Origin of the sequence: Stenotrophomonas sp. AS1 (genome assembly GCF_048957655.1) — a bacterium.
Taxonomy (GTDB): Bacteria; Pseudomonadota; Gammaproteobacteria; order Xanthomonadales; family Xanthomonadaceae; genus Stenotrophomonas; species Stenotrophomonas bentonitica_A.
The window spans coordinates 154078-163425 of the sequence record NZ_JARVXM010000006.1 but is presented as its reverse complement, the minus strand read 5'-3'; the positions used below and the strand labels follow the sequence as shown (position 1 = coordinate 163425).

18 protein-coding genes are annotated in these 9348 nt (G+C 61.2%); all 18 read left to right on the top strand.

The features are described 5' to 3' along the window. Window positions 1–12 precede the first annotated feature (12 nt). The 18 genes from tuf to rplF all read left to right on the top strand — a co-directional run bounded on the left by tuf (window position 13) and on the right by rplF (window position 9324). Window positions 13–1203: an elongation factor Tu gene (gene tuf, locus PV764_RS09705; RefSeq protein WP_019186113.1), complete on the top strand. Its 1191-nt coding sequence runs from the start codon at window positions 13–15 to the stop codon at window positions 1201–1203. Between the two features lie 333 nt (window positions 1204–1536). Continuing rightward, entirely contained in the window at window positions 1537–1848 is a 312-nt protein-coding gene (rpsJ, locus tag PV764_RS09700; RefSeq protein ID WP_010341589.1) for a 30S ribosomal protein S10, read from the top strand. 11 nt (window positions 1849–1859) lie between these two features. Beyond that, window positions 1860–2510: a 50S ribosomal protein L3 gene (gene rplC, locus PV764_RS09695; protein ID WP_019186145.1), complete on the top strand. Its 651-nt coding sequence runs from the start codon at window positions 1860–1862 to the stop codon at window positions 2508–2510. A gap of 12 nt (window positions 2511–2522) precedes the next feature. After that, a complete protein-coding gene (gene rplD / locus PV764_RS09690; protein WP_019186146.1) occupies window positions 2523–3128 on the top strand; it encodes a 50S ribosomal protein L4 in 606 nt (201 codons plus the stop codon). Beyond that, entirely contained in the window at window positions 3125–3424 is a 300-nt protein-coding gene (rplW, locus tag PV764_RS09685) for a 50S ribosomal protein L23 (RefSeq protein WP_019186147.1), read from the top strand. Before rplD ends, rplW begins: the two co-directional genes overlap by 4 nt. A 10-nt stretch (window positions 3425–3434) precedes the next feature. Next, window positions 3435–4262, top strand: coding sequence for a 50S ribosomal protein L2 (gene rplB, locus PV764_RS09680; RefSeq protein ID WP_017355408.1), 828 nt, complete (start codon window positions 3435–3437; stop codon window positions 4260–4262). 6 nt (window positions 4263–4268) lie between these two features. Continuing rightward, window positions 4269–4538, top strand: a complete 270-nt coding sequence (gene rpsS / locus PV764_RS09675; protein WP_019186148.1) for a 30S ribosomal protein S19 — start codon at window positions 4269–4271, stop codon at window positions 4536–4538. 12 nt (window positions 4539–4550) lie between these two features. Further along, window positions 4551–4886 carry a 50S ribosomal protein L22 gene (gene rplV, locus PV764_RS09670; RefSeq protein ID WP_017355410.1) on the top strand — a complete coding sequence of 112 codons (336 nt, stop codon included), beginning with the start codon at window positions 4551–4553 and terminating at the stop codon, window positions 4884–4886. 17 nt (window positions 4887–4903) lie between these two features. Then, the gene (rpsC, locus tag PV764_RS09665; RefSeq protein WP_019186149.1) at window positions 4904–5638 is read left to right on the top strand and encodes a 30S ribosomal protein S3; all 735 of its coding nucleotides are present in this window, start codon (window positions 4904–4906) and stop codon (window positions 5636–5638) included. A gap of 5 nt (window positions 5639–5643) precedes the next feature. Then, window positions 5644–6057 carry a 50S ribosomal protein L16 gene (gene rplP / locus PV764_RS09660; protein ID WP_019186150.1) on the top strand — a complete coding sequence of 138 codons (414 nt, stop codon included), beginning with the start codon at window positions 5644–5646 and terminating at the stop codon, window positions 6055–6057. Beyond that, entirely contained in the window at window positions 6057–6242 is a 186-nt protein-coding gene (gene rpmC / locus PV764_RS09655; protein ID WP_019186151.1) for a 50S ribosomal protein L29, read from the top strand. Before rplP ends, rpmC begins: the two co-directional genes overlap by 1 nt. A gap of 11 nt (window positions 6243–6253) precedes the next feature. After that, window positions 6254–6523 (top strand): 30S ribosomal protein S17, encoded by a 270-nt coding sequence (rpsQ, locus tag PV764_RS09650; protein WP_019186152.1) that lies wholly within the window; start codon window positions 6254–6256, stop codon window positions 6521–6523. Between the two features lie 13 nt (window positions 6524–6536). Beyond that, window positions 6537–6905 (top strand): 50S ribosomal protein L14, encoded by a 369-nt coding sequence (rplN, locus tag PV764_RS09645; RefSeq protein ID WP_019186153.1) that lies wholly within the window; start codon window positions 6537–6539, stop codon window positions 6903–6905. A gap of 16 nt (window positions 6906–6921) precedes the next feature. Then, the gene (gene rplX / locus PV764_RS09640) at window positions 6922–7239 is read left to right on the top strand and encodes a 50S ribosomal protein L24 (protein ID WP_017355416.1); all 318 of its coding nucleotides are present in this window, start codon (window positions 6922–6924) and stop codon (window positions 7237–7239) included. A gap of 11 nt (window positions 7240–7250) precedes the next feature. After that, entirely contained in the window at window positions 7251–7793 is a 543-nt protein-coding gene (rplE, locus tag PV764_RS09635) for a 50S ribosomal protein L5 (protein ID WP_019186154.1), read from the top strand. Between the two features lie 18 nt (window positions 7794–7811). After that, a complete protein-coding gene (gene rpsN, locus PV764_RS09630) occupies window positions 7812–8117 on the top strand; it encodes a 30S ribosomal protein S14 (RefSeq protein ID WP_019186155.1) in 306 nt (101 codons plus the stop codon). 262 nt (window positions 8118–8379) lie between these two features. Beyond that, entirely contained in the window at window positions 8380–8778 is a 399-nt protein-coding gene (rpsH, locus tag PV764_RS09625) for a 30S ribosomal protein S8 (RefSeq protein WP_019186156.1), read from the top strand. An 18-nt stretch (window positions 8779–8796) separates the two neighbouring features. Beyond that, the gene (gene rplF, locus PV764_RS09620; protein ID WP_019186157.1) at window positions 8797–9324 is read left to right on the top strand and encodes a 50S ribosomal protein L6; all 528 of its coding nucleotides are present in this window, start codon (window positions 8797–8799) and stop codon (window positions 9322–9324) included. Window positions 9325–9348: the final 24 nt, after the last annotated feature.

Below are 9348 nucleotides of genomic sequence, written 5' to 3'. Positions count from 1 at the left end.
AGGTATACAACAATGGCAAAGGGTAAGTTCGAGCGCACCAAGCCGCACGTCAACGTCGGCACCATCGGTCACGTCGATCACGGCAAGACCACGCTGACCGCTGCACTGACCAAGATCGGTGCCGAGCGCTTCGGTGGCGAATTCAAGGATTACTCCGCGATCGACGCCGCGCCGGAAGAAAAGGCACGTGGCATCACGATCTCGACCGCGCACGTCGAATACGAATCCACCGTTCGTCACTACGCCCACGTCGATTGCCCGGGCCATGCTGACTACGTCAAGAACATGATCACCGGTGCTGCCCAGATGGACGGCGCGATCCTGGTCTGCTCCGCTGCTGACGGCCCGATGCCGCAGACCCGCGAGCACATCCTGCTGTCGCGTCAGGTCGGCGTGCCGTACATCGTCGTCTTCCTGAACAAGGCAGACATGGTCGATGACGCCGAGCTGCTGGAACTGGTTGAAATGGAAGTCCGCGAGCTGCTGAGCAAGTACGACTTCCCGGGCGACGACACCCCGATCATCTCGGGTTCGGCCCGCCTGGCGCTGGAAGGCGACCAGAGCGAGATCGGCGTGCCGGCCGTGATCAAGCTGGTCGAAGCTCTCGACAGCTGGATCCCGACCCCGGAGCGTGACGTCGACAAGCCCTTCCTGATGCCGGTGGAAGACGTGTTCTCGATCTCGGGCCGCGGCACCGTGGTGACCGGTCGTATCGAGCGCGGCGTGATCAAGGTCGGCGAAGAAATCGAAATCGTCGGTATCCGTCCGGTCCAGAAGACCACCGTGACCGGCGTGGAAATGTTCCGCAAGCTGCTGGATCAGGGTCAGGCAGGTGACAACGCCGGTCTGCTGCTGCGCGGCACCAAGCGTGACGACGTCGAGCGTGGCCAGGTCCTGGCCAAGCCGGGTTCGATCAAGCCGCACACCAAGTTCGACGCCGAAGTCTACGTCCTGTCCAAGGATGAAGGCGGCCGCCACACCCCGTTCTTCAAGGGCTACCGTCCGCAGTTCTACTTCCGTACCACCGACATCACCGGCGCTTGCGAACTGCCGGAAGGTGTGGAAATGGTGATGCCGGGCGACAACGTGAAGATGGTTGTCACCCTGATCAACCCGGTGGCAATGGACGAAGGTCTGCGCTTCGCCATCCGTGAAGGCGGTCGTACCGTCGGCGCCGGCGTGGTCTCCAAGATCCTCGAGTAATCTGCTAGAATCTGCGCCCCGATGTTGCCTGGGTAGGGCATCGGGGCGTAATTAAATGGGAAAAGAGGCGCAGGATGCTCCTCGTGTTCCCCAGACCAGGAAGGGTCGCGCCATTCAGGCTTTGTCAACAGTGACCCTGTTGACTGCCAACTTGTATGCGCGCTATACTTTTTGTCTGGGCAGATCGGGAAACCGGTCTGCCTCGATTTTTGAGGTCTACGGAAAGATCTTGTCGCCGCGCAGGAATGTGCGGCGTCTGCATTCAGGATATTCATGGGACAAGGCAACCCAGAGGCCTTGTCCGTCGCTCTTTTAACGAAGGAACCCACCGTCATGGCGGACCAAAAGATCCGGATTCGGCTGAAGGCGTTCGATCATCGTTTGATCGACCGTTCGGCCAGCGAGATCGTAGAAACGGCAAAGCGGACCGGCGCGCAAGTGCGTGGCCCGATCCCCCTGCCGACCAAGATCGAGCGTTACACCATTCTCGTCTCCCCGCACGTCGACAAAGACGCGCGTGACCAGTACGAGACCCGCACGCACAAGCGCGTGCTCGATATCGTTGACCCGAACGACAAGACCGTGGACGCGCTGATGAAGCTCGAACTGGCTGCCGGCGTCGACGTTCAGATCAAGCTGACCTGAGGACTACGACCATGACGAAGAAATATTCGTTGGGCTTCGTGGGCCGCAAGGCTGGCATGAGCCGCGTGTTCACCGAAGATGGCCAGGCCATCCCGGTAACCCTGATTGAAGCCACCCCGAACCGCATCGCGCAGATCAAGACCGTCGAAGCTGACGGCTACAGCGCCGTGCAGGTGACCGTCGGCGCGCGTCGCGCTGCCCTGGTCAACAAGCCGGAAGCCGGTCACTTCGCCAAGGCGAAGGTCGACGCGGGCCGTGGCCTGTGGGAATTCCGCGTTGAAGACGCGCAGCTCGGCGATTTCGCCGTCGGCGGCGAAGTCAAGGCGGACATCTTTGAAGTTGGCCAGAAGGTCGACGTCCAGGGTGTCACCAAGGGTAAGGGCTTCCAGGGCACCATCAAGCGCTACAACTTCCGTATGGGCGATGCAACCCACGGTAACTCGCTGTCGCATCGCGCGCCGGGTTCCTTGGGCCAGCGCCAGACCCCGGGTCGCGTTTTCCCGGGTAAGAAGATGTCCGGCCACATGGGTTCGGTGCAGCAGAGCACCCAGAACCTGGAAGTGGTGAAGGTCGATGTCGAGCGTGGTCTGATCGCGATCCGTGGTGCCGTTCCGGGCGCAGCGGGTGGTGACGTGATCGTTCGTCCGGCTAGCAAGGCATAAGGAGAGATGACGATGGAACTCGTTATCACGGGTAGCAACAACAAGGTCTCGGTCTCCGATGCCGTGTTCGGTCGCGATTTCAGCGAAGATCTGGTTCACCAGGTCGTCGTTGCTTACCGCAACGCCGGTCGCGCCGGCACCAAGGCACAGAAGACTCGCTCTGAAGTGGCTGGTACCACCAAGAAGTCGAAGAAGCAGAAGGGCGGCGGCGCGCGTCATGGCGCACTGACGGCTCCGATCTTCATCGGCGGCGGTGTCACCTTCGCGGCCAAGCCGCGCAGCTTCGAGCAGAAGGTCAACCGTAAGCAGTACCGTGCCGCCATGTGCGCGATCCTGTCCGAGCTGAACCGCCAGGGCCGTCTGACGATCGTGGAGTCCTTCGATGTCGAAGCGACCAACACCAAGTCGTTGATCGCCAAGCTGGCCGGCCTGGAAGTGGGCAAGCGTCCGCTGATCGTCACCGAAGATGCTTCCGAGCACCTGTACCTGTCGGCCCGCAACATTCCCTACGTGGAAGTGCGTGACGTGCAGGGCCTGGACCCGGTGTCGCTGGTCGGTGCCGACACGGTCGTCATCACCGCTGATGCGGTCAAGAAGGTCGAGGAGTGGCTGGCATGAGCAGCAACGAAAAAGTCTTCAGCGTGCTGCGCGCTCCGCGAGTCTCCGAAAAGACCGCGCGCCTGCAGGAACATTCCAACCAGTATGTCTTCGAAGTTTCGAACGAAGCCACCAAGGCCGATGTAAAGGCCGCGGTCGAGCAGCTGTTCGACGTCAAGGTCGAGTCGGTCAACGTGCTGAACGTGAAGGGCAAGAACAAGTCCTTCCGTAACCGCACCGGCCGCCGCGGCGATTGGCGCAAGGCGTACGTGCGTCTCGCCGATGGCCAGTCCATCGATGTAACGGCCAAGGCCTGAGGTACATCCCATGCCATTGATGAAATTCAAACCCACTTCTCCCGGCCGTCGTTCGGCCGTGCGCGTGGTCACGCCCGATCTGCACAAGGGCGCGCCGCATGCCGCGCTGCTGGAGCCGCAGAGCAAGTCTGGTGGTCGTAACCACCACGGCCGCATCACCACCCGTCACGTGGGTGGTGGTCACAAGCAGCACTACCGTGTCATCGACTTCAAGCGCAACAAGGAAGGTATTCCGGCGCGCGTGGAACGCATCGAATACGATCCGAACCGCACCGCCCATATCGCCCTGCTGTGCTACGTCGACGGCGAGCGCCGCTACATCATCGCACCGAAGGGCCTGAAGGCCGGTGACCAGGTGATCGCGGGTTCGGATGCGCCGATCAAGACCGGCAACACCCTGCCGCTGCGCAACATCCCGGTCGGTACCACTGTCCACGGCATCGAACTGAAGCCGGGCAAGGGTGCACAGATCGCGCGTGCCGCCGGCGCTGCCGTGCAGCTCGTCGCTCGTGAAGGCATCTACGCCACCCTGCGCCTGCGCTCGGGTGAAATGCGCAAGGTGCCGGTCGAGTGCCGCGCCACCATCGGTGAAGTCGGTAACGACGAACACAACCTGGAAAAGCTGGGCAAGGCTGGCGCCAAGCGCTGGCGTGGTGTCCGCCCGACCGTTCGTGGTGCTGCCATGAACCCGGTTGACCATCCGCACGGTGGTGGTGAGGCGAAGGCCGGCCAGGGCAACCCGCATCCGGTCACCCCGTGGGGTGTCCCGACCAAGGGTTACAAGACGCGCCATAACAAGCGCACCCAGCAATTCATCGTCCGCGATCGTAGGGGCTAATCGACCATGGCACGTTCACTCAAGAAGGGCCCGTTTGTCGATCACCACCTCATCAAGAAGGTGGAAGCCGCTGCGGGTAGCAAGAAGCCGATCAAGACCTGGTCGCGCCGTTCGATGATCCTGCCGGAAATGGTAGGCGTCACCATCGCCGTTCATAACGGTAAGAACCACGTTCCGGTGCTCGTCAACGAGAACATGGTCGGCCACAAGCTCGGCGAATTTGCCATCACCCGGACCTTCAAGGGTCACGGTGGTGACAAGAAGTCGGGCAAGTAAGGAGAGATGACAATGGAAGCGAAAGCAATCCTGCGCTCCGCGCGCATCTCTGCGCAGAAAGCCCGCCTGGTCGCTGACCAGGTGCGTGGCCTGCCGGCCGAGCGTGCGGTCAACCTGCTGAAGTTCTCGGACAAGAAGGCTGCCCACCTGATCAAGAAGGTGGTGGAGTCGGCTATTGCAAACGCCGAGAACAACCAGGGCGCCGACGTCGACGAGCTGAAGGTACAGACCATCATGGTAGATGAAGGTCCGACCCTGAAGCGTTTCATGGCGCGGGCGAAAGGCCGCGGCACCCGCATCCTCAAGCGCACCAGCCACATCACTGTGGTTGTGGGCGCCGGCAAGTAAGCGGAAAGGAAAACACCATGGGTCATAAAGTTCATCCGATTGGTATCCGCCTCGGCATTTCCAAGGACTGGAACTCCAAGTGGTACGCCAACAAGGCCGAGTTCGCTGGTTATCTGGCAGCCGACCTGAAGGTGCGGGACATGCTGCGCAAGAAGCTTGCGCAGGCCGGCATCAGCAAGATCCTGATCGAGCGTCCGGCAAAGACCGCTCGCGTGACGATCCACACCGCCCGTCCGGGCGTGGTGATCGGCAAGCGCGGTGAGGACATCGAGAAGCTGCGCAAGGAAGTGAGCGAAATGATGGGCGTCCCGGCGCACATCAACGTCACCGAAGTGCGTAAACCCGAGCTGGACGCACAGCTGGTTGCCGAGTCGATCGCGCAGCAGCTGGAGCGTCGCATCATGTTCCGCCGCGCAATGAAGCGCTCGGTCGGCAACGCGATGCGCCTCGGTGCCCTGGGCATCAAGGTCAACGTCGGTGGCCGCTTGAACGGCGCAGAAATCGCCCGTTCGGAGTGGTACCGCGAAGGCCGCGTGCCGCTGCATACGCTGCGTGCCGACATCGACTATGGCTTCGCTGAAGCCAAGACGACCTACGGCATCATCGGCATCAAGGTCTGGATCTACAAGGGCGAAGTCTTCGATTTCTCCCAGGTTGGCCAGGAAAAGCAGGACGACTCCCCGCGCAACGATCGTAACGATCGCGGCGACCGCGGTGACCGTCCGTCGCGCCCGGCTCGTGAAGCGAGGTAACGACAATGTTGCAACCCAAGCGAACCAAATACCGCAAGGTACACAAGGGCCGTAACGATGGTCTGAGCTGGAGCGGCAACGCCGTCAGCTTCGGCGAGTACGGCCTGAAGGCAACCGCTCATGGTCAGCTGACCGCGCGTCAGATCGAAGCGGCCCGCCGCTCGATCAGCCGCTACGTCAAGCGCGGCGGCAAGATGTGGATCCGAGTGTTCCCCGACAAGCCGATCACCAAGAAGCCCATCGAAGTCCGAATGGGTTCTGGTAAGGGCAACGTGGAGTACTGGGTAGCCCAGATCCAGCCCGGCCGCATGATCTATGAAATCGAAGGCGTCGCAGAAGACGTGGCACGTGAGGCGTTCCGCCTGGCTGCCGCCAAGCTCTCCGTGACCACCACTTTCGTGACCCGGACGGTGCTCTGATGGATATCAAACAACTTCGCGAAAAGTCGGCTGACGACCTGAAGAGCCACCTGATCGACCTGCGTAAGGAGCAGTTCTCGCTCCGTATGCAGCAGGTCACTGGCCAGCTGCCGAAGACCCACGAAACCCGCCGGGTTCGTCGCGAGATCGCTCGCGTCAAGACCCTGCTCGGCAGCACCAAGTAAGGATGGCCGCGATGAGCGATAACAACGACAGCAAGACGCTGCGCACGGTCGAAGGCCGTGTCGTCAGCAACAAGATGGACAAGACGGTCACCGTGTTGGTGGAGCGCCTGGTCAAGCACGCCCTGTACGGCAAGTACATCAAGCGTTCGACCAAGCTGCACGCACACGACGCCGACAACACCTGCAACGAAGGTGATGTCGTGCGCGTGGCCGAGATTGCTCCGATGTCCAAGACCAAGAACTGGCGCGTGGTGGAAGTCATCACGCGTGCGGCTGAATAAGGAGATCTGAATCATGATCCAGATGCAGAGCTACCTCGACGCCGCGGACAACTCCGGTGCCAAGGAACTGATGTGCATCAAGGTGCTGGGTGGTTCCAAGCGCCGTTATGCCCACATCGGCGACATCATCAAGGTCACCGTGAAGGACGCAATCCCGCGCGGCAAAGTCAAGAAGGGTGAAGTGTATGACGCCGTCGTGGTGCGTACCCGCAAGGGTGTGCGTCGCGCCGATGGCTCGCTGATCCGTTTCGACGGCAACGCCGCGGTCCTGCTCAACAACAAGCAAGAGCCGATCGGCACCCGCATCTTCGGACCGGTGACCCGTGAACTTCGTTCCGAGAAGTTCATGAAGATCGTCTCGCTCGCTCCCGAAGTTCTGTGAGCGCCAGGAGATAATCATGGCTAACCGTATCAAGAAGGGCGACCAGGTCGTCGTCAACACCGGCAAGGACAAGGGCAAGCAGGGCGAAGTCGTCCGCGTCGACGGCGATCGTGTGATCGTCGCCAACGTGAACATCGTCAAGCGCCACACCAAGCCGAACCCGCAGGCAGGCGTTGCCGGCGGCGTGGTCGAGCGTGAAGCGTCGATCCATATCTCCAACGTGAATGTGCTGAACCCGGCTTCGGGCAAGGGCGAGCGCGTTGGCTTCAAGGTGCTGGAGGATGGACGCAAACTGCGTGTGTTCCGCTCCAGCGGTGAGGCGCTCGACGCCTGAGGAATGAGCTGATGAATTCCCGTCTCGAAAAGTTTTACAAGGAAGAAGTGGTGCCGGCGCTGATGAAGCAGTTCGGCTACACCAATCCGATGCAGGTTCCGAAGCTGGTCAAGGTCACCCTGAACATGGGTGTCGGCGAAGCAGCCACGAACAAGAAGATCCTGGAAAATGCCGTCGCCGATATGGCCAAGGTCTCCGGTCAGAAGCCGATCGTGACCAAGTCCCGCGTCTCGGTGGCATCGTTCAAGATCCGCGATGGTTGGCCGATCGGCTGCAAGACCACGCTGCGTCGTGAAAAGATGTACGAGTTCATGGACCGTCTGATCAACATCTCGTTGCCGCGCGTGCGCGACTTCCGTGGTGTCTCGGGTCGTTCCTTCGACGGTCGCGGCAACTTCAACATGGGTGTGAAGGAACAGATCATCTTCCCGGAAATCGACTTCGACGCTGTCGACGCGATCCGTGGCATGGATATCGCCATCACCACCACCGCCAAGACCGATGCGGAAGCGAAGGCGCTGCTCGCAGCGTTCAAGTTCCCGTTCCGTAACTGATACGTCGAGGAATCCGAAATGGCAAAGACCTCCATGGTCAACCGCGACCTCAAGCGTGCGAAGCTGGCCGTCAAGTACGCCGGCAAGCGTGAAGAGCTGAAGAAGATCATCTCCAGCACGACCGCGTCGTACGACGAAAAGGCCGAGGCCGTCATCAAGCTGCAGAAGCTGCCGCGCGACTCGTCGCCGAGCCGTCACCGCAACCGTTGCGAGCTCTCGGGCCGCCCGCGTGGCGTGTACAGCAAGTTCGGCCTGGGCCGTAACAAGCTGCGTGAAGCCACCATGCGTGGCGACGTGCCTGGCCTGCGCAAGGCCAGCTGGTAAGGGATTCGTCCCTTCCACTGCCTCGCGCCTTCACGGCACGGGGCAGGGGAGAGGGTCGGTTTTCCGGCCCTGATCCCGGATTAAGGGAGCCCGACGCAAGTCGGGCTCTTTTTGCCGTATACTCCCGCGTCTTGCTCCGTCACGGGGGCTGGCGTAGAGCGGGCCGTTGGTCCGCTGAACAGGCAACAAGGGCCCTGGCCCATCCCAGGTAGACACAAGATTTTCGCGAAAGCGGATATCGGTGCACTCAAAGGTATCGACTATGAGCATGACTGATCCCATCGCCGACCTGCTGGTACGCATCAAGAATGCGGCCGCGGTTGGCAAGCAGACGGTGAAAGCACCGTCGTCCAAGATCAAGGTGGCAATCGCAGAGGTGTTGAAGGCCGAAGGCTACATCACCGATCTGCGCGTGACCAAGATCGAGAACAACAAGGCCGAGCTTGAAATCGTCCTGAAGTATTTCGAAGGCAAGCCGGTCATCGAGACCCTGAAGCGCTTCTCGCGTTCGGGTCTGCGCCAGTACCGTGGCAAGTCCGAGCTGCCGAAGGTCCTCAACGGCCTGGGTATCTCCATCATCTCCACCTCCAAGGGCATCATGACTGATGCGCAGGCGCGCCAGTTGGGCGTCGGCGGCGAAGTCCTGTGCTTCGTGGCCTAAGGCGAGAAGGAAACAACTATGTCCCGCGTAGCCAAGAAGCCAGTCAACCTGCCCAAGGGCGTTGAACTGAACATCCAGCCGGAATCCGTCAGCGTGAAGGGCCCGAAGGGCACCCTGTCGCTTGCCAAGGTTGCTGGCGTTGAAATCACTGTCGACAACGGCGTTGCCACCCTGGCCGCCAACGATGCCTCGCTGGTCGCCCTCACCGGCACCGTGCGCGCCATCCTGGCCAACATGGTCCACGGCGTGACCGAAGGCTTCGAGCGCAAGCTCGAGCTGGTCGGCGTCGGTTACCGTGCCGCCATGCAGGGCAAGGACCTGAACCTGTCGCTCGGGTTCTCGCATCCGGTCCTGTTCGTGGCGCCGGAAGGCATCACCATTTCGACCCCGACCCAGACCGAAGTGCTGGTCCAGGGCACCGACAAGCAGCGCGTTGGCGAAGTTGCCGCCAAGATCCGTGGCTTCCGTCCGCCGGAGCCCTACAAGGGCAAGGGTGTGAAGTACGCCGGCGAAGTCATCATTCGTAAGGAAGCCAAGAAGGCGTAACTCACGCCCTCAGCTTTCAAGGAA